17 protein-coding genes and 9 tRNA genes are annotated in these 20,001 nt (G+C 42.8%); 14 read left to right on the top strand and 12 right to left on the bottom strand.

The window, feature by feature from the left end; all coding sequences use genetic code 11:
- The 14 genes from L4D20_RS07045 to L4D20_RS06980 all read left to right on the top strand — a co-directional run bounded on the left by L4D20_RS07045 (position 1) and on the right by L4D20_RS06980 (position 15,126).
- On the top strand, positions 1-828 hold the full coding sequence (locus tag L4D20_RS07045; protein WP_428800876.1) for a protein-glutamate O-methyltransferase: 828 nt from the start codon (positions 1-3) through the stop codon (positions 826-828).
- Positions 829-1,183: 355 nt separating this feature from the next.
- Positions 1,184-1,582: a flagellar basal body rod protein FlgB gene (flgB, locus tag L4D20_RS07040; protein ID WP_102403234.1), complete on the top strand. Its 399-nt coding sequence runs from the start codon at positions 1,184-1,186 to the stop codon at positions 1,580-1,582.
- Positions 1,583-1,999 (top strand): flagellar basal body rod protein FlgC, encoded by a 417-nt coding sequence (gene flgC / locus L4D20_RS07035; protein ID WP_102403233.1) that lies wholly within the window; start codon positions 1,583-1,585, stop codon positions 1,997-1,999.
- A 17-nt stretch (positions 2,000-2,016) separates the two neighbouring features.
- A complete protein-coding gene (gene flgD, locus L4D20_RS07030; RefSeq protein ID WP_428800875.1) occupies positions 2,017-2,724 on the top strand; it encodes a flagellar hook assembly protein FlgD in 708 nt (235 codons plus the stop codon).
- A 28-nt stretch (positions 2,725-2,752) separates the two neighbouring features.
- Positions 2,753-4,051, top strand: a complete 1,299-nt coding sequence (flgE, locus tag L4D20_RS07025) for a flagellar hook protein FlgE (RefSeq protein WP_428800874.1) — start codon at positions 2,753-2,755, stop codon at positions 4,049-4,051.
- Positions 4,052-4,251: 200 nt separating this feature from the next.
- On the top strand, positions 4,252-5,001 hold the full coding sequence (locus L4D20_RS07020; protein WP_428800873.1) for a flagellar basal body rod protein FlgF: 750 nt from the start codon (positions 4,252-4,254) through the stop codon (positions 4,999-5,001).
- A gap of 21 nt (positions 5,002-5,022) precedes the next feature.
- Positions 5,023-5,811, top strand: coding sequence for a flagellar basal-body rod protein FlgG (flgG, locus tag L4D20_RS07015; protein ID WP_428800872.1), 789 nt, complete (start codon positions 5,023-5,025; stop codon positions 5,809-5,811).
- A gap of 49 nt (positions 5,812-5,860) precedes the next feature.
- Entirely contained in the window at positions 5,861-6,640 is a 780-nt protein-coding gene (gene flgH / locus L4D20_RS07010; RefSeq protein WP_428800871.1) for a flagellar basal body L-ring protein FlgH, read from the top strand.
- A 92-nt stretch (positions 6,641-6,732) separates the two neighbouring features.
- Entirely contained in the window at positions 6,733-7,821 is a 1,089-nt protein-coding gene (locus L4D20_RS07005) for a flagellar basal body P-ring protein FlgI (RefSeq protein WP_428800870.1), read from the top strand.
- Positions 7,822-7,830: 9 nt separating this feature from the next.
- Positions 7,831-8,748 carry a flagellar assembly peptidoglycan hydrolase FlgJ gene (gene flgJ / locus L4D20_RS07000; RefSeq protein WP_428800869.1) on the top strand — a complete coding sequence of 306 codons (918 nt, stop codon included), beginning with the start codon at positions 7,831-7,833 and terminating at the stop codon, positions 8,746-8,748.
- Between the two features lie 152 nt (positions 8,749-8,900).
- Complete coding sequence (gene flgK, locus L4D20_RS06995) at positions 8,901-10,775, top strand: flagellar hook-associated protein FlgK (protein WP_428800868.1); 1,875 nt, start codon at positions 8,901-8,903, stop codon at positions 10,773-10,775.
- Positions 10,776-10,787: 12 nt separating this feature from the next.
- Positions 10,788-11,981, top strand: a complete 1,194-nt coding sequence (gene flgL, locus L4D20_RS06990) for a flagellar hook-associated protein FlgL (protein WP_428800867.1) — start codon at positions 10,788-10,790, stop codon at positions 11,979-11,981.
- Between the two features lie 363 nt (positions 11,982-12,344).
- Positions 12,345-13,484 (top strand): flagellin, encoded by a 1,140-nt coding sequence (locus L4D20_RS06985; RefSeq protein WP_428800866.1) that lies wholly within the window; start codon positions 12,345-12,347, stop codon positions 13,482-13,484.
- A gap of 508 nt (positions 13,485-13,992) precedes the next feature.
- Positions 13,993-15,126 carry a flagellin gene (locus L4D20_RS06980; protein ID WP_428800865.1) on the top strand — a complete coding sequence of 378 codons (1,134 nt, stop codon included), beginning with the start codon at positions 13,993-13,995 and terminating at the stop codon, positions 15,124-15,126.
- A 407-nt stretch (positions 15,127-15,533) separates the two neighbouring features.
- Here L4D20_RS06980 and L4D20_RS06975 read toward each other — a convergent pair.
- From L4D20_RS06975 to L4D20_RS06920, 12 genes are all read right to left on the bottom strand, one after another.
- Positions 15,534-15,618 (bottom strand) — tRNA-Leu (locus tag L4D20_RS06975).
- A gap of 67 nt (positions 15,619-15,685) precedes the next feature.
- A tRNA-Gln gene (locus L4D20_RS06970) sits at positions 15,686-15,760 on the bottom strand.
- A 66-nt stretch (positions 15,761-15,826) separates the two neighbouring features.
- Positions 15,827-15,911: transfer RNA gene (locus L4D20_RS06965), tRNA-Leu, on the bottom strand.
- An 82-nt stretch (positions 15,912-15,993) separates the two neighbouring features.
- Positions 15,994-16,070: transfer RNA gene (locus L4D20_RS06960), tRNA-Met, on the bottom strand.
- A gap of 30 nt (positions 16,071-16,100) precedes the next feature.
- Positions 16,101-16,185 (bottom strand) — tRNA-Leu (locus L4D20_RS06955).
- Between the two features lie 82 nt (positions 16,186-16,267).
- A tRNA-Met gene (locus L4D20_RS06950) sits at positions 16,268-16,344 on the bottom strand.
- Positions 16,345-16,423: 79 nt separating this feature from the next.
- Positions 16,424-16,498 (bottom strand) — tRNA-Gln (locus tag L4D20_RS06945).
- A 54-nt stretch (positions 16,499-16,552) separates the two neighbouring features.
- Positions 16,553-16,637, bottom strand: a tRNA-Leu gene (locus L4D20_RS06940).
- A gap of 54 nt (positions 16,638-16,691) precedes the next feature.
- Positions 16,692-16,768 (bottom strand) — tRNA-Met (locus L4D20_RS06935).
- Positions 16,769-17,059: 291 nt separating this feature from the next.
- Positions 17,060-18,151 carry a redox-regulated ATPase YchF gene (gene ychF, locus L4D20_RS06930; RefSeq protein ID WP_428800864.1) on the bottom strand — a complete coding sequence of 364 codons (1,092 nt, stop codon included), beginning with the start codon at positions 18,149-18,151 and terminating at the stop codon, positions 17,060-17,062.
- A gap of 10 nt (positions 18,152-18,161) precedes the next feature.
- Positions 18,162-18,752 carry an aminoacyl-tRNA hydrolase gene (gene pth / locus L4D20_RS06925; protein WP_428800863.1) on the bottom strand — a complete coding sequence of 197 codons (591 nt, stop codon included), beginning with the start codon at positions 18,750-18,752 and terminating at the stop codon, positions 18,162-18,164.
- Positions 18,753-19,044: 292 nt separating this feature from the next.
- Positions 19,045-19,989 (bottom strand): ribose-phosphate pyrophosphokinase, encoded by a 945-nt coding sequence (locus L4D20_RS06920; protein ID WP_428800862.1) that lies wholly within the window; start codon positions 19,987-19,989, stop codon positions 19,045-19,047.
- Positions 19,990-20,001: the final 12 nt, after the last annotated feature.

Genomic DNA, 20,001 nt, shown 5'->3' with positions numbered 1-20,001 from the left:
ATGACAGCGATAACAATAAGCGATCAAGAGTATCGTGATTTCAGCCGCTTTTTGGAATCTCAGTGTGGTATCGTTTTAGGCGATAGCAAGCAATACCTAGTGAGAAGCCGTCTTAGCCCTTTAGTGACTAAGTTTAGTGTTGGCTCACTGTCTGACCTATTACGTGATGTCGTTACTGGGCGAAATCGAGATTTGCGTGTTGCCGCTGTTGATGCGATGACGACAAACGAAACCCTATGGTTTCGTGATACTTATCCGTTCGCTGTGTTGTCTGAAAAATTGTTGCCGGAAGTTGCCGCTAATAAGAGGCCGATTAAAATTTGGTCAGCGGCTAGTTCATCTGGGCAAGAACCTTATTCTATGGCAATGACCATTTTGGAAACTCAGCAACGTAAGCCTGGCATGCTGCCAAATGTTGCCATTACCGCAACGGATATTTCAGCGACTATGCTCGATATGTGTCGTGCTGGTGTCTACGACAACTTGGCACTTGGTCGAGGCCTATCACCAGAGCGTCGCCGTACTTTCTTTGAAGACGCTGGTGATGGTCGCATGAAAGTAAAAGATAACGTAAAGCGATTGGTAAATTTTCGCCCGCAAAACTTAATGGAAAGCTACGCGCTCATTGGTAAGTTTGACATCATATTTTGCCGAAATGTATTAATTTACTTTTCACCGGATATGAAATCACAAGTACTTAATCAGATGGCGAATAGCTTAAACCCAGGAGGCTACTTGTTGTTAGGTGCCTCTGAGTCACTGACTGGCTTAACTGACCGTTTTGAAATGGTGCGTTGTAATCCGGGCATCATTTATAAGTTGAAGTAGTGTTGACTATTTACTACGAAGCCCAGTTTTTTAACTGGGCTTTCTTATATCGAGCCTTATCTTTTATCTAACTTTGAACTTTACTTTACCTCTTTTGTTTATCTTCTCTCCACTTCGTTTCTACTTCCTATTTTCCTGATGTGTTATATTTTAAGTGAGACATTCCAAATCTTATTCGGACCAACTAATGCTGATACACATTATGCGGTCTGTTAATTGCAAAGCCTTTCTTACAAACGGTTTTTGCACCAAAGGTAGTTAGGATTTAAGTAAATTGTAGAAGCACCTTTAAAGTTGGTATACAAATTGCTTTTAATCTTAGTAGTAACAGTCAGTTCTTTGAGTTGAGGCAATTATGGCTATTTCTTTTGACAATGCTTTAGGTATTCACCAACACACCGTTGGCGTCCGTGAGCGCAATGCTGAGGTGATTTCTACCAATATCGCACAAGCGAACACACCTGGGTTTAAATCAAAAGGAATGGATTTCAATAAAGCACTGCAGGCGGCAACGTCGGGGGCAAGTATTGGTCTTAGTCGTACAGATAGTCGGCATATCTCTGCCTCAACAAAGGTGACAGGGGAAAGCTTATATCGCATTCCAACACAACCTGATACCGGTGATGGTAATACGGTAGATGTAGATTTAGAGCGTAATTTGTTTATGCAAAATCAAATCAGACACCAAGCGTCACTCGACTTCTTAGGAAGTAAATTCAAGAACTTAACAAAAGCAATCAAGGGGAGTAACTAGATGAGTTTATTCAATGTATTCAATGTGACAGGTTCTGCGATGAGCGCTGAATCCGTTCGCCTAAATACAACTTCTAGTAACCTTGCCAATGCGGACAGTATCTCTAGCTCAGCAAAAGATACGTATAAAGCACGTCACGCAGTGTTTGGTGCAGAGTTAAGTAAGGCACGTTATAACCGCGATCATACTGTGCCGGTGAAAGTAATGGGTATTGTTGAAAGTGATAAACCGCTGGATGCTGAATATAACCCTGATCATCCATTAGCAAACGACGAAGGCTATATCTATAAGCCAAACGTCAACGTAATGGAAGAAATGGCAAACATGATTTCTGCTTCTCGTTCATACCAAACGAATGTGCAAGTAGCGGATGCAAGTAAACAAATGCTGCTGCGAACGCTGCAGATGGGTCAATAAGGATAAGGAGGTAGCGAATGGCTGGAATAAATAACGTTGGTCAAAGCGGCTTGTCCTATGTTGATCAGCTTAAATCACTTCAAGACCAGAAGAAGCCTGAGGAAACAGGTGGTAAGCAAGATCTGAATCAAGAGGACTTCTTATCACTACTCACCAAGCAACTGGCTCAACAAGACCCTTTTAAGCCGGTCAGTAATGATCAAATGATTGCGCAAATGGCTTCATTTGCAACCGTTGATGGTATCGGAAAAATGAACACTCAATTTGAGAGTTTGAATTCTTCGATGACATCAAACCAAGCTCTACAAGCATCCTCTTTGGTTGGCCGAGATGTATTGGTACCAGGAGCTGCTGGGGTGAAAGACGACGGCGCTGCAATGTCGGCAATGGTTAAGCTTCCTCAATCAGTAGAGAACTTATTTGTTCGTATTGAAAATGAAGCAGGACAATTGCTGCGTACATTCGAAGTAGGGGCTAAACCTACTGGCGACAGCAAAGTTGAATGGGACGGTAACGACGATAACGGTAACCCATTGCCGGGTGGCAAATACAAGGTGAGAGCCTCTGGATTGCTAGATGGAGAAAATCGCGAGTTTGAAGTATCAACTTATGCGAACGTGAATAGCGTACTTCTCGGTAAAGGTGATGGTAACGTACTGCTCAATCTAGCTGGTTTTGAATCGCCAGTTCGACTTGCTGAAGTACTGGAAGTTGGCAAAGCATAACGATGCTAGCTAGATAGGAGATATTGGAATGTCATATGTATCATTAAGTGGTTTATCCGCTTCTCAATTAGATTTGAATACAACCAGTAATAACATTGCCAACGCCAACACGTTTGGTTTTAAAGAATCTCGTGCAGAGTTCGGCGATGTTTATTCAACCTCAATCTTTACTAACGCTAAAACCACTCCAGGTAAAGGTGTTCAGGCAAACAAGGTTGCTCAGCAGTTCCATGAAGGGTCGAGTATTTATACTAATAACCCACTGGATTTGCGAGTGTCGGGAACGGGCTTTTTCGCCGTGACAAAAGATAGAATGGCACCGCAACAAAATGAAATGACACGAAACGGTGCATTCCATTTAAATAAAGACAATTACATTGTTAATGCCAATGATCAGTACCTTCTTGGGTATCAAGTAAATAAAGATACTGGTGAAGTTCTTTCGTATGAGCCTGAACCACTTGATATCCCTGCCGAGTTTGGTAAACCTAAGCAAACCAGTGCGATTGAGGTCGGGGCTAACTTACCAGCTAACGGCGACCTTAAAGATCCAGCGTTGTTTGATATTAGTGACCCGGACACTTATAACCGCTCAACTTCAACCACTATCTATGATTCGATGGGCCAATCTTACAAGTTATCTACTTACTACTTGAAAGACATGACTCAACCTAACACGTGGAATAAGTACTACAGTGTGACCGATTCGGAAGGTGAAAAGCCGCTTAATATTGCTGGTGGTGATGCTGCATCTCCAACTGGTCATATTGGACATACCATGAAGTTCAATAACGATGGTACTTTAGCTGCTCTGAATGGTGGTAATAACATTTTGACTGACACTTTCGAAACCGCAGGTATTAACCTAAATGGTGCGGATGGTACTCAGGTATTAGGTTTTGATTTAGATGGTGCGACTCAATTTGCCGCTCCATTTGAAATTACTAAGACACACCAAGATGGCGCAACAACAGGCTTCCTAACTAAGATAGATTTTGACGAATACGGTAGCGTATTAGGTACCTATTCTAACGGTCAAAATGTCACTCTAGGTCGAGTTGGGATGGTTCGTGTTGCCAATGAGCAAGGTCTTGATAAGAAAGGCGGAACTCAGTGGGATTCAACACAGTTCTCAGGTGAGAAGATCTGGGGTGAATCAGGTAAAGGATCATTTGGTTCAATCAATAATGGCGCACTAGAGCAATCTAACATTGATATGACCCAAGAACTAGTTGACCTAATTTCGGCTCAGCGTAATTTCCAAGCGAACTCACGTGCGCTAGAAGTTCATAGTCAACTACAGCAAAATATCCTGCAAATTCGTTAACGATTTCGTTTACGCAATCATCAGAAATACCAAACCAACGGCAATGTTGGTTTGGTATTGTTGCCATCCCCCTGCGGCAACAAACGGCAAGTCCTTCCATTCTAACTCGTGTCACCATCTAACTCGTTGATTTTACATTCATAAAAACTTGGCACGTCTATTGCTTTTAACTAATTGAACATTGGTTATTGGAGCACATTATGGACCGCACTCTTTACCTCGCTATGAGTGGCGCAAAGCAGAACATGCAAGCGCTACAGCTACGAGCAAACAACTTGGCAAACGTCAGTACTACTGGTTTTCGTGCTGATTTAGCGCAAGCTCGCTCAATGCAGGCTTACGGTGAAGGTCTTCCAACTCGTGTATTCAGTATGACTGAACGACCAGGGCAAAACTTTGCCCAAGGTAGTGTGATTACCACTGGCCGAGACCTAGATGTGACGGTTCAAGGTGATGGCTGGATCTCTGTAATGGATAAAACCGGCAAAGAAGGTTTAACCCGTAACGGCAATCTTAAAATCGATCAAAATGGATTATTAACGAACGCATCAGGGCATCTTGTTCTTGGGGAAACCGGCGCGCCAATTACACTTCCTATTCCAATTAGCAAAGTCGAGATAGGTAATGACGGAACCATTTCTGTCGTGCCTCAAGGGGCACCAGCTGATGCCATGGAAATTGTCGATCGCATTAAATTAACTCAAACCAATAACCGATCTCTGTTCAAAGATATTAACGGTCTTTTTCGTTCGAAAGAGCCTAATGCGGCATACGAAGCGGATGCCAATGTAAAGCTGCTCACAGGCGCTATAGAAGGCAGTAACGTCAACGCTGTCGGCGAAATGACAAGCCTGATTGACTTGCAAAGACAGTTTGAAATGCAAGTCAAAATGATGAGCACAGCGGAAGAGATGGATAAATCGTCCGACTCTCTGCTTCGTATGAGCTAATAAGAATTTAAGGAGACTGTTATGCATCCGGCATTATGGGTAAGTAAAACGGGATTGGACGCTCAACAAACCAATATCTCGACAATTTCAAATAACCTAGCAAACGCATCAACGGTAGGTTACAAAAAAAGCCGTGCGGTTTTTGAAGATCTGTTTTATCAGAATATCAATCAACCCGGTGGCCAGTCGTCTCAAAATACTGAGCTTCCAAGTGGATTAATGCTTGGTGCGGGTTCAAAGGTTGTGGCAACCCAAAAGGTCCACACCCAAGGTAATACTCAAACGACGACCAACAGCTTAGACATGATGGTTGAAGGTGATGGTTTTTTCCAAATCCTAATGCCTGATGGAAACATCGGTTATACGCGAAATGGTCAGTTTACCGTCAATGATGAAGGCGCAATTGTTACTTCCGGAGCTGGATATACGCTAGAGCCTGAAATCATCATTCCAGACGATGCGATTAGTATTACTGTCGGAACCGATGGTGAAGTATCAGTAAATGTCCGTGGTCAGCAAGATAACCAAGTACTCGGTCAAATCACCACAGTCGACTTTATCAACCCTGGTGGTCTTGAGCCAATTGGTCAAAACCTTTACTTACCAACTGGCGCAAGTGGCGACCCTCAAGAAGGCGTTCCTGGACTTGATGGGTTTGGTTCGGTAAGGCAGTCAATGCTCGAAACTTCGAACGTTAACGTAACCGAAGAGCTTGTGAATATGATTGAAGCTCAACGTGTGTATGAGATGAACTCGAAAGTTATCTCAGCAGTGGACAAAATGATGAGCTTTGTTAACCAACAGCTCTAAGCCATTTACCTTAAGCAATTTACCTTTAGCCTAGAACGAGGTTATCAGCATGATTCGCATACTTAGCGTTTTACCAATTCTACTAATGAGTGGCTGCGTGATGATGGATCCACCCATTGAAACACCGGATGTTGTTCAAGGAACAACAACTGTTGATGCAGTAGAAGGGGATAAGTCTTCAGAAGAAAGCTCAGGCTTGGTTGATTCCTTGCGTGGCAGAAATGATCCGCTTGCAGGAGATCCCGCTTGGGCGCCGATTCATCCTAAACATGCACCAGAGCACTATGCAGCGGAAACGGGCTCACTGTTTAACCTAAATACGGTTAGCAGTTTATATGATGATTCTAAACCTCGCGGCATTGGCGATATTATTACCGTTACACTGGATGAAAAGACCAAAGCAGCAAAAAGTTCGGATGCCGATCTGTCTAAGAACAACGATGCTAGTATGGACCCATTAGAAGTTGGTGGGCGACCTCTTAATATTGGTGACTATGACTTCTCATACAATTTAAGTAACGATAATAATTTCAGTGGCAGTGCTGCGGCAAATCAGAGTAACAGCTTATCTGGCTCGATTACCGTTGAAGTTATCGAGGTACTCGCTAACGGTAACCTTATTATTCGTGGTGAGAAATGGTTAACCTTAAATACTGGCGATGAGTACATTCGCTTAAGTGGTACCATTCGCCCAGACGATATTGACTTTGATAACACTATTGCTTCAAACCGAATTTCAAATGCTCGAATTCAGTATTCAGGAACCGGAACGAATCAAGATATGCAAGAACCTGGATTCTTGGCACGATTCTTTAATGTATCTTTGTAACTTTATTAGAAAGTCGTTTTTTTGGCTAAATACTGATTAATACAATTAGTCTAATAATCGATACAGCGTTTACAAAGTTTAAGGGTTACCAAATGAAGAAGTACTCTCTATTACTCATCAGCATGATGCTAATCGTGACCAGCGCTCAAGCTGCACGAATTAAAGATGTTTCGCAAATAGCGGGTGTTCGTAGTAACCAATTAGTGGGCTACGGTTTGGTAACTGGCCTTCCGGGTACTGGCGAATCAACCCCTTTTACTGACCAAAGCTTCAATGCCATGTTGCAAAACTTTGGCATTCAATTGCCACCAGGCACAAAACCGAAAACGAAAAATGTTGCCGCTGTCATCGTGACAGCAGAAATGCCAGCATTTACTAAGCAGGGCCAAACAGTAGATGTCACCGTGTCATCGATTGGTTCGGCAAAAAGTCTTCGAGGCGGAACCTTGATGCAGACCTTTATGAAAGGTCTAGATGGTCAAGTTTACGCCGTTGCTCAAGGTAACTTGGTCGTTAGTGGGTTTAGTGCCAGCGGTGCTGATGGTTCAAAGATTGTTGGTAACAACCCTACAGCAGGCATGATTTCTAGCGGCGCTATCGTTGAGCGAGAGATCCCAACTCCTTTCAGTCGTGGTGACTACATCACGTTTAATCTTCTTGAATCTGACTTTACTACAGCGCAACGAATGGCGGATGCTGTAAATAACTTTCTTGGACCACAAATGGCATCGGCGATTGATGCAACCTCTGTGAGAGTGCGAGCACCAAGAGATGTTAGCCAGCGTGTTGCTTTTCTATCTGCGGTTGAGAATATTGAATTTAACCCTGCGGATGGTTCAGCAAAAATCATTGTCAATTCGCGTACAGGGACCATCGTTGTTGGTAAACATGTTCGTTTAAAACCTGCCGCTGTTACGCATGGTGGTATGACCGTAGCAATTAAAGAAAACTTAAATGTTAGCCAAGGAAACCCATTTGGTGGAGAAACGGTTGTTGTTCCAGATACAGATATCGAGGTAACAGAACAGCAGGGGAAAATGTTTAAGTTTGAACCGGGCTTGACCTTGGATGATTTGGTTAGAGCTGTTAACCAAGTGGGCGCAGCTCCTTCTGATTTAATGGCTATTCTTCAGGCACTTAAACAAGCTGGTGCGATTGAAGGTCAACTGATCATTATTTAAGGATTGACCATGATTAACAACGGCAACGACATCGGATTTATTCATGATATTGCAGGCTTAGATAAGCTTCGTCAAAAAGCGGTAAGCGGCGATGAAGGCGATGATCAAGCAGCGTTATCCGCCGCAGCGAAGCAATTTGAAGCGATTTTTACGTCGATGCTGTTCAAATCAATGCGAGAAGCGAATGCTGGCTTTGAATCTGGCATTATGGATAGTCAAAACCAGCAGTTCTATCGTCAAATGCTTGATGATCAAATGTCGAGTGAGCTTAGTGCTTCTGGGTCTTTAGGTTTAGCAGATATGATCGTTGCGCAGTTAAGTACTGGCTCGATCGAGAATTCATCTGCTGCTGCCAAAGATGAAAATTTTGAAGAAATAATGAATAACGTTCAGCGTAACCGAGAATTACGAGAAACTGCTCCAATAGCAACTACTGCTGCATCTGTTTCGAAAGCTCAACCAACGTCTTTTGATTCACCAGAAAGCTTTATTACGTCAATGAAACCGTATGCGACACAAGCAGCTAAAGCGCTTGGTGTCGATTCTTCGTTACTTCTTGCTCAAGCCGCTCTTGAGACGGGTTGGGGTCAAAAAGTGACTCAGAACTCTAGTGGCAGCAGCAACAACCTGTTTAATATTAAAGCAGACAGAAGCTGGAAGGGTGATAAGGTTGCTACTCAAACCTTAGAATATCATCAAGGTGTTCCTGTGAAAGAGAGTGCGGCTTTCCGTTCGTATGAGACTTATCAAGATAGCTTCAATGATTATGTTCGCTTCTTGAATCAGAACCCACGTTATAGCACTGCGTTGCAGAAAACGGGTAGCTCTGAAGAATTTATCCATGGCATCCACAAAGCGGGTTATGCAACAGACCCAGAGTACGCGAATAAAATCCTAAGAGTTAAACAACGCATTGATCAAATGTAGATATGAGTGTTGATAATTAAAACAGAGGCTTACAAGGTGTAAGCCTTTTTTGTATCTGATGGCATTCATTTCTTTTCTACTGGCATATATATTGCAATAAGAGAAGTAGGTTTCAGTATTTACTGAGTTTTCATCAACTTCTGGAGTGTAGTATGGCGTCGGATCTTCTGAATTTAGGGACACAAAGTGTTCTTACAGCTCAGAGACAACTCAATACCACCGGGCATAACATTTCCAATGCCAATACAGATGGTTATAGCCGACAGTCTATTATCCAAGGCACCAATGCGCCTCGGCAATATGGTGGTGAAACCTATGGCATGGGTGTCCATGTGGAAAAAGTTCGCCGCTCTTGGGATCAGTTTGCCGTTAATGAACTTAATGTGTCGACAACCAGTCATGCTTTTAAAACGGATACAGAAGAGAATCTAGACATGCTTTCAAGCATGCTCTCTTCTGTCGCATCTAAGAAGATTCCAGAGAACCTAAACGAATGGTTTGATTCTGTTAAAACGCTAGCTGATAGCCCAAATGATGTGGGCACCCGGAAAGTGGTGCTCGAAAAGGCCAGCCTGATCAGTAATAACCTTAATGACTTCCACGAGAGCATTCGTTTGCAGTCAGACGTTACCAATAAAAAGCTTGATTTGGGTATCGAGCGAATCAACCAATTAGCATTAGAGCTAAGAGATACCCAACGGCTGATGATGAGAACGCCCGCGCCACATAATGACTTGATGGATCAGCACGAGAGACTTGTTTCTGAATTATCGGAATTCACCAAAGTGACGGTGACTTCGCGTAAAAGTGGCGAAGGTTTCAATATTCACATAGGTAACGGGCATACGCTGGTATCTGGGACTGAAGCAAGCCAATTAAAAATGATGGATGGCTATCCCGATGTACACCAACGCCGCTTAGCTATTGTAGAAGGCAAAGCCATTAAACCGATCACCACGAAAGATATCGATGGCAAGCTCGGTGCGCTACTCGAGATGCGTGATAAGCACATTCCCTATTTAATGGATGAGCTAGGCCGCATGTCAGCATCATTCTCATTTGAAGTGAATAAGCTTCAATCGCAAGGACTTGATTTGCGAGGCAACATTGGCGGTTTGATATTCTCTGATGTTAATGAAGAGCGTTTTACTAAGTCACGTGTCGTTCAAACACCTGACTCCAATGCTGACCTTGCGGTATTTATTGAAGACACCAGCCAATTAAAAGGTGGTGAGTACTCCCTTCAATATAATGGCAGTGACTATTTTATTACCAGACCCTCAGGCGAAAGGGTGACTGTGCCAATGACGGGTAACTCACTGCAAATTGATGGCGTCAGAATTGAAGTTCGTCAGAATTTAGATGCAGGTGAGCGAATCCTTATTCGCCCAACAAGAAACTCAGCAGCTGAAATGCAAATGGCCACCAATGACCCTACTGCGATAGCTGCTCAAAGCTTCAAAGCATCAACATCATTCGCACAAGGCAGTGCAAAGTTCAAAATCTTACAAGTGGGTGATATTAAAGAGTTTGAAGTTGTTGTCTCACCGAAAGGTGATCAATTTGCTGTAACTGATACTAAAGGCAATATCTTATTAGATCCTCAGGAATACCCGCCCAAAGGTCCTGTTGTTGTTAAGGGCACTGCTTTCACATTGAGCCCTGGTGCAATTGCCAATGATAAGTTCACGGCAAACCTTGTCCCCTCTGAAGGTGACAACGGCAACTTGCTAAAAATGCAAAATATTCAAACAGATAAAAAGCTCAATGATAATGAATCGACCGTGTTGGATATCTATCACAACCTCAACACGGATGTTGGTTTGAAAATGTCGACAGCCTCCCGTCTTGCTGATGTGTCTCAACTAGAGAAACAAGCAGCGCAAGAGCGGATTGCCTCTATTTCCGGGGTGAACTTGGATGAAGAAGCGGCAAACATGATGAAGTTTCAACACGCTTATATGGCGTCATCACGAATCATGCAGACTGCAAACGATACCTTCAATACCATTTTGGCACTACGATAGGGAGGCCATTAAATGTTAAATCGAATTTCAAGCTTCCATAACTATCAGTCGGTGCAAAATGATTTGCGTCGCCAAGAGAATAAGATCCATCACAACCAAGCTCAGCTTGCTTCTGGTAAGAAGCTAATGAAGGCAAGTGATAACCCACTTGCTACTCACTATATTCAAAATGTCGGCCAGCAATCGGAGCAGCTAAGGCAATATGTAGATGCCATCGTATTGGTAAGAAACCGATTGGAGCATCATGAAGTCATTATCGCTAATACCGAAAGCTTCGCTGATGAAGCCAAACGTACCGTGATGGAAATGATCAATGGTTCTTTGTCGTCAGAAGACCGCTTTGCTAAAAAGCGTGAGATACAAGAGCTTGCTAATAATTTTCTAAATATTGTTAATGTTCAAGATGAATCTGGTAATTATATTTTCTCGGGGACTAAGCCGAAAAGCCAACCATTCTTTCGTGATAACGACGGCACGGTAACGTACGCCGGTGATGACTATCAGCGGAAAATGAAGGTATCGAACACCTTGGATATGGCAATCAATGATCCTGGTAATAAATTGTTCATGGACATTGATAATCCTTTTGGTGATTACGAGCCTGAATACCAACTTAATGATGCGTCTGAATTATTGCTAGAACGAGCAACCAATATCGACCCAGATGACACTTCAAACTACAAAGTTACCTTTGTGGATATGAACAATGGAAAATTTGGTTATCAACTTGAAAAAGATGGCAGTGTTATTAAAGCTGACGAGTTTAACCCGTCAACAGGTATTCGTCATGAGGGGTTAACCATTCAGGTAAAAGGTCAAATTAGTAAGAGTGACGTCATTACCCTTGAGCCTAGAAAAACATATTCTATATTCGAAAGTTTTCAAAAAGCGATGGATCTGTCAGAGAACTCTGTTTCTGATGCAGATAGCACCGCAAAGTTACATCAAATTACTGAAGAGTTTCATGCGGCATTTATTCACTTAAATAAGGCTCGCACAGATGTTGGCGCGCGGCTTGGCACCCTCGACATACAAGAGCAACAACATGAAGACTTCAAACTAACGCTTGCAAAATCAAAGAGTAACTTTGAAGACCTTGATTATGCAGAAGCCGTTATTGAGTTTAATGAAAACTCAAGAGCGCTCCAAGCATCCCAGCAAGCGTTCGGAAAAACAAAAGATTTAACTCTATTTAATTACATCTAATTAATTGATGCCTTACGTGCTATGCCGTAAGTGCCATTAGTTGTGATTTATCGCCACTGAAAATTGATTATTGAAGGCGGCAATTTAGCGGCAAATGCCGTATGAAAAACAACCATTAATTCTGTTTAATTAGATGAGAATGGTGAGTAAAAAAATGCAAGCTATTGATTTTTATCAACTTGGTCTTGATTTGGTAACTGGTTAAAAAGTTGGCACATTACTTGTATTAACTTATTAACAGTGAACATAAGATTAATAGACTTGTAGTTATACAGGTTTAGCAAGGCAATTACGGTCAGTGCTTCCAAATGAGATTAAGCTGGCCGCTTCGCAAGCACTTGCGAACTCACTAGGAGAGCAAATATGACCATTACAGTAAACACAAACGTAGCAGCGTTAACCGCTCAGCGTTATTTAAATAAGGCCACCGGTGAACTCAATACGTCAATGGAACGTTTGTCTTCTGGTAACCGAATCAACAGTGCAAAAGATGATGCGGCAGGCTTACAAATATCGAACCGACTAACAGCTCAGTCTCGCGGTCTAGATGTGGCAATGCGAAATGCGAACGATGGTATTTCAATTGCGCAGACAGCAGAAGGTGCGATGAATGAGTCAACGAGTATTCTACAACGTATTCGTGACCTATCATTGCAATCAGCTAACGGCACAAACTCGACGTCTGAGCGCCAAGCTCTAAACGAAGAAGTCGTTGCGCTGCAGAATGAATTGAACCGTATTGCGGAGACTACCTCTTTCGGTGGACGTCGACTACTTAACGGCTCATTTGGTGAAGCTTCATTCCAAATTGGTGCTAGTTCAGGTGAGGCGATCATCATGGGCTTGACCAGTATTCGTGCAGATGATTTCCGAATGGGTGGTCAATCTTACTTTGCTGAGAATGGTAAAGATGCAAATTGGGATGTCGCGGCCGGTGCCAATGATCTGAAATTCGAATTTACTGACAAAAACGGTGAGCTAGTTACCGTTGATATTATGGGTAAGATCGGCGATGACGTCGAAGAACTTGCCACTTATATCAATGGTCAAACGGACGCTGTGCAAGCCTCTGTTGGTGATGAAGGTAAGCTTCAAGTCTTCGTCGCTCAACCTGATATTGAAGGTGATCTAGCGATCTCTGGCGGGCTAGCTACTGAGCTTGGCCTAAATGGTGGGCCTGGTGTTTATACCACGGTTAAAGACATTGATGTAACAACAGTCACAGGCTCGCAGAACGCGGTAGGTATTGTTGATGCAGCATTGAAGTATGTTGATTCACAACGTGCGGATTTGGGTGCGAAGCAGAACCGATTAAGTCACAGCATCAACAACTTGGCAAACATCCAAGAAAACGTTGAAGCATCGAATAGCCGTATTAAAGATACAGATTTCGCCAAAGAGACAACACAATTGACGAAAACTCAAATATTGCAACAAGCAGGTACTTCAATACTTGCTCAAGCTAAACAGTTGCCAAACTCTGCAATAACGTTGTTGCAGTAGTAATTGGACTTTTACCCTAGTTACGCAGACGTGAGTAATAGGTAAAACCCAAGGCAAAGTGTGATTATTATTGGATGTTAAGCTCTCTCAGATTTACCCTGCTTAGCTATTCTTACGATAAACATGCGCCCCGGTCAGTCGGTAATGTGATCATTTCTCTTGATCTCCGCATGGCGCCGGCTAACCAAACTAGCCCCGGTTCTCTCAAAGGAAAAGGGGCTTTTTCTTGCCTGAAGCCTTTTTACACCTAAAATAAGTGAATCAATAACTTATGCCCCCTCGGCCGATCGGCCACTTTCTTTAGCTTTAAATTTCCATTCTGTCTATAACATCTTGTTTCTAGTGTGTTTAGTAAAATAAAAATATTAATCTCTTCTTTTTTCTAAAGGAATTCTTTTTAAGGTCGCTAAGAGTTTACTTTGAGAGAACTAATTGGTTTTTCGAGACGTCGGAAACCGTTCGGATAGAAAAATTTCCGCTCGTCGGAAAATCAATAGGAGAGACCACTATGGCGGTTAATGTAAATACAAACGTATCTGCGATGACAGCTCAGCGTTATTTGAATAGTGCAAATAGCGCCCAGCAAACATCAATGGAACGTCTATCATCAGGCTTTAAAATTAATAGCGCTAAGGACGACGCGGCAGGTCTTCAGATCTCTAACCGCTTGAACGTTCAGAGCCGAGGCCTTGATGTTGCGGTTCGTAACGCAAATGACGGTATTTCGATTGCACAAACAGCAGAAGGTGCAATGAACGAAACAACTAACATTTTACAGCGTATGCGTGATCTATCACTTCAATCTGCAAATGGCTCTAACTCAAAATCTGAGCGTGTGGCTATTCAGGAAGAAGTGAGCGCTCTTAACAACGAGCTAAACCGAATTGCTGAAACTACTTCGTTTGGTGGTAACAAACTACTAAACGGCACGTTCGATACCAAATCGTTCCAGATTGGTGCGGACAACGGTGAAGCAGTTATGCTAACGCTAAACAACATGCGTAGTGATAATACGCTGATGGGTGGTGATAGTTATAAAGCAGCAAATGGTCAGGATAAAAACTGGTCAGTGCAAGCTGGTGGTAACGATCTTACGATCGCGTTGACGGACAAGTTTGGTAACGCACAAAACATCGCTATTGATGCGAAAGTTGGTGATGATATCGAGCAGCTCGCAACGTACATCAACGGTCAGCAAGATATGATCAAAGCATCAGTTGATGAAGACGGCAAGCTTCAAATGTACGCAGACAACAACAAAGTTGAAGGCGCAGTTACTTTCGGTGGTGCTATTGCAGGTGAACTTGCTATCGGTGGCCCAACGGCTGTAACGGTTGATACGATTGATGTTACTTCTGTAGGTGGTGCTCAAGAGTCTGTTGCTATTGTCGATTCAGCACTGAAATTTGTTGATAGTCATCGTGCTCAGCTTGGTGCTTTCCAAAACCGATTTGATCATGCGATTAATAACTTAGATAACATTAACGAAAACGTTAATGCGTCTAAGAGCCGAATCAAAGATACAGACTTTGCGAAAGAAACAACTGCACTGACTAAGACACAAATTCTATCTCAAGCTTCGAGTTCAGTTCTAGCTCAAGCGAAACAAGCGCCAAATTCAGCGTTAGGTTTATTGGGATAAATTTCTCTTAAGCAATAGCTAACAAGTTTTTAAAACTTGAACTAAAAATCCAGCTTAGGCTGGATTTTTTTGTTTTGAATCGGCAAGTAAAATGTTTAACTCTTCAATCTATAGATTTACTTATGCTGAACTAATTCGAATCTAAGAGTGGATTGGTACTGATACTGTTGATGAGCCTGTAAGCTTATTTAAGCACGATAGAACGGAGAATTGAACTCTGCTTTGAATCAGCAAGCAATCGTCATATAGAGCCGATGAGAGGGATGATACACTTGTATTTTAATTCGATTGGACGGAAGGAGAGGTAGGGAATAGATGATAAAAAGTTTCAGGCACAAAAAAACCAGCAAAAGCTGGTTTCTTGTATTTATACCTATGAAAATCACGTGGATTTACGATAGAAATAATGGTGCGGTCGGAGAGACTTGAACTCTCACACCTCTCGGCGCCAGAACCTAAATCTGGTGCGTCTACCAATTCCGCCACGACCGCAGCAAAGCTTTTACTCTAGCAAAGAGTGTAGTTATAAAGACATTGGAGAATCTGTATAACGTTGTAGTGGCTGGGCTACCTGGATTCGAACCAGGGAATGCTGGCATCAAAAGCCAGTGCCTTACCGCTTGGCGATAGCCCAACAAAGATTGTTTCAGTGTCAATCACACGTTCTTATCAACTAACTGAGTTAGGGAATAAGAAATAATGGTGCGGTCGGAGAGACTTGAACTCTCACACCTCTCGGCGCCAGAACCTAAATCTGGTGCGTCTACCAATTCCGCCACGACCGCAGCAAAGCTTTCTCTTGTTAAAACGTAAGTTCTAGCGAAGAGTATAGTTATAAAGACATTGGAGAATCTTTATAACGTTGTATGGTGGCTACTGCGGGATTTGAACCTGCGACCCCATCATTATGAGTGATGTGCTCTAACCAGCTGAGCTAAGTAGCCAAAATAGTGTATAAACACCATCTTTAAATATGGTGCGGTCGGAGAGACTTGAACTCTCACACCTCTCGGCGCCAGAACCTAAATCTGGTGCGTCTACCAATTCCGCCACGACCGCGTTGCTGTTTAATTCAATTAAGAATTCTCTAAGCAAGAGTTTGTAGTCTTCGTCGATAATTGGAAATCAACGAGACGTTGTGTGGTGGCTACTGCGGGATTTGAACCTGCGACCCCATCATTATGAGTGATGTGCTCTAACCAGCTGAGCTAAGTAGCCATCTTTTCGAGCGAGACAATATAATCAATCTCACTGCGAGTGTCACTCTCTTTTTCAAGAAAAATGCCACTTTAAAGTGTGGCTGGGCTACCTGGATTCGAACCAGGGAATGCTGGCATCAAAAGCCAGTGCCTTACCGCTTGGCGATAGCCCAACAATGATTCTTGTTCTCTATGTTTGCAAAGCAAACTAACAAGCAATCTAAACATGGTGCGGTCGGAGAGACTTGAACTCTCACACCTCTCGGCGCCAGAACCTAAATCTGGTGCGTCTACCAATTCCGCCACGACCGCAATATTTCCTAAAAACTCATAATGCTAGTTAAACATAAATAAGCGTTTAGGAAATGGTGGCTACTGCGGGATTTGAACCTGCGACCCCATCATTATGAGTGATGTGCTCTAACCAGCTGAGCTAAGTAGCCATTTCCAAATTGTCTTTCCCATCTCGATGTGACTCTCGTTGGGAACGGGGCGCATTATGCGTAGTTGAGCGAAAACCGTCAATAGTTTTTTGTAATAAATCCAGATAAATCTATCGTTCGGTTTCTTTTTGAACAAAGCGCTGTGTTTGTCATCGAAAAGTGGTTGCAAATCAGCATAAACACGAAGGTTAATATTTGATGTACAAAGCGTTAATAACTGTTAAAAACAAAAGAGCCAGTATGAATACTGGCTCTTTAATTACAGTTAATAAGTATGGTTAACTTACTGAATTATACGTTGAAGCGGAAGTGAACTACATCACCATCTTTTACGATGTAATCTTTGCCTTCTAAGCGCCATTTACCTGCTTCTTTTGCGCCGCTTTCACCCGTATATTGAATGAAGTCATCATAACCAACAACTTCAGCTCGAATGAAGCCTTTTTCAAAATCAGTGTGGATCTTTCCTGCCGATTGCGGAGCAGTCGCGCCAATAGGGATTGTCCATGCACGAACTTCTTTTACGCCAGCGGTGAAGTAAGTTTGTAGTGCAAGTAAGTCGTAACCTGAGCGGATCACGCGGTTAAGACCAGGTTCTTCAATCCCCATATCTGCAAGGAACTCTTCACGATCTTCATCATCAAGTTCAGAAAGTTCTGACTCAATAGCAGCACAAACAGCAACAACAACGTTGTTCTCTTTTTCTGCGTACTCACGAACAGCGTCTAAATATGGGTTATTTTCGAAACCATCTTCAGCTACGTTTGCGATGTACATCGTTGGTTTCAGCGTTAGAAAATTCAAGTAACCAATAGCAGCGACTTCTTCTTTAGCTAGGTCAACCGTACGAGCCATGCCACCTTCAGTAAATACAGGTAGAAGCTTTTCTAATACTGTAATTTCAAACTTAGCATCTTTGTCGCCACCTTTAGCTTTCTTAGCGTTGCGCTGAATAGCACGTTCACAAGAGTCTAAATCAGCAAGAGCCAACTCAAGGTTGATCACTTCAATATCTTCAATCGGTGACACTTTGCCTGATACGTGAATGATGTTCTCGTTCTCAAAACAACGAACAACGTGACCGATAGCGTCAGTTTCACGGATGTTAGCTAGGAACTTGTTACCTAGGCCTTCACCTTTTGATGCACCAGCAACCAGACCTGCGATATCAACAAATTCCATGGTTGTTGGTAGCACTTTTTGAGGGTTTACTATTTTAGCAAGCGCATCAAGTCGAAGATCCGGTACCGGTACGATGCCGGTGTTTGGCTCGATAGTACAGAAAGGGAAGTTAGCAGCTTCGATACCTGCTTTAGTAAGTGCATTAAATAGCGTTGATTTACCGACATTTGGCAATCCAACAATGCCACATTTAAAACCCATGATAGTAACCTTATTCTGCTTTGAACGTATGTAAGCGGTTTTGTGCTTTGGTGAGGCCATCTTTTAATAAGATATCTAAGCAGCGTACGGATTCGTCGACTGCTGCATCTAAGCACTCCTGCTCTTTTACAGGGGCTTTACCAAGCACATAACCTGAAACTTTGTCTTTATGTCCCGGATGGCCAATACCAACCCGTAAACGATAGAAATCTTTATTATTAGCCAATTTGTTAATGGTGTCTCGTAGACCATTATGCCCACCGTGACCGCCACCTTTTTTGAACTTTGCTACTCCCGGAGGCATATCAAGTTCATCATGAGCGATCATGATCTCTTCTGGCTTAATTTGATAAAACTTAGCCAATGCGCCAACGGCTTTACCTGAAAGGTTCATAAAGGTCGTTGGAATAAGTAGGCGGAGATCTTCACCGTTGACAATAATGCGCCCGGTTAACCCATAAAATTTAGATTCATTTTTTAGGGTAACGTTGTGAACGCGAGCTAGTTCTTCTACAACCCAAGCACCTGCATTATGACGTGTGCGAGTATATTCTGGGCCGGGATTTGCTAGACCAACAAGTAATTTAATTTGCTGACTCAAAGTTTGGATCTCTCTGGATGATCAAAAAGCGCGGTATGATAGCACAGAAAAGAGCCTAGGCTCTATACCCTTCGTACTTGAAGGTGCAGCTTTGTTAACGACGCTTATTCGCCTCAATTACATAGGCTAGCTATGTAATTGGGGCCTCATTCACTTGTCGCCTCACTGCAACTCCAACTACTTTGGCTCTAGCTTGGGCCAGATATAAAAAAAGCACTTCAAATTATGAAGTGCTTAAATCAATTTTTAAGCCAATTACCAGACTGAGCTGTTAATTAATTTAAATAATCTATTAGCTAAACATCGCAGAGATTGACTCTTCGTTGCTGATGCGACGAATCGCTTCAGCAAGCATGCGAGATAGGCTTAGCTCTGTTACTTTACCAGTTGCTAACATCTCTGGAGAAAGAGAGATAGAGTCGGTAACGATAACTTGGTCAAGAACAGAGTTCTTAATGTTTTCCGCAGCAGTACCAGAGAAAACAGCGTGAGTAGCGTAAGCAAATACTCGCTTAGCACCGCGCTCTTTTAGAGCTTCAGCTGCTTTACATAGTGTGCCACCGGTATCGATCATGTCATCAACGATAACACAATCACGACCTTCAACATCGCCAATTAGGTTCATTACTTCAGAAACGTTAGCACGTGGACGGCGCTTATCTACGATAGCGATGTCTACGTCACCTAGTGCTTTAGCTGTTGCACGAGCGCGAACTACACCACCAAGGTCTGGAGAAACAACAACAGGGTTGTCTAGACCACGGTTAGCCATATCTTCAAGAAGCACTGGAGTACCGAAGATGTTATCTACAGGTACATCGAAGAAGCCTTGAATTTGCTCAGCGTGTAGGTCAATAGTCAAAACGCGGTCAACACCAACATTTGACAGGAAGTCTGCAACAACTTTTGCAGTGATTGGTACACGAGCAGAACGTACACGACGATCTTGACGAGCGTAACCAAAGTATGGGATTACAGCAGTAATACGGCCCGCTGAAGCACGGCGCATTGCGTCAATCATTACCACCAATTCCATTAAGTTGTCATTGGTTGGTGCACAAGTAGATTGAATCAGGAATACATCACTACCACGAACATTTTCGTTAATTTGAACAGCGACTTCGCCGTCAGAAAAACGATCTACAGTAGCATCGCCAAGTGAAATGTATAAACGATCAGCAATACGTTGGGCTAGTTCAGGTGTTGCGTTACCAGCAAATAGCTTCATATCAGGCACGGTGGAAACCTC

It is taken from the genome of Vibrio kyushuensis (genome assembly GCF_050337325.1).
Classification (GTDB): domain Bacteria; phylum Pseudomonadota; class Gammaproteobacteria; order Enterobacterales; family Vibrionaceae; genus Vibrio; species Vibrio kyushuensis.
The sequence above is the reverse complement of the archived record's forward strand: the minus strand, read 5'-3'. Positions and strand labels throughout refer to the sequence as shown.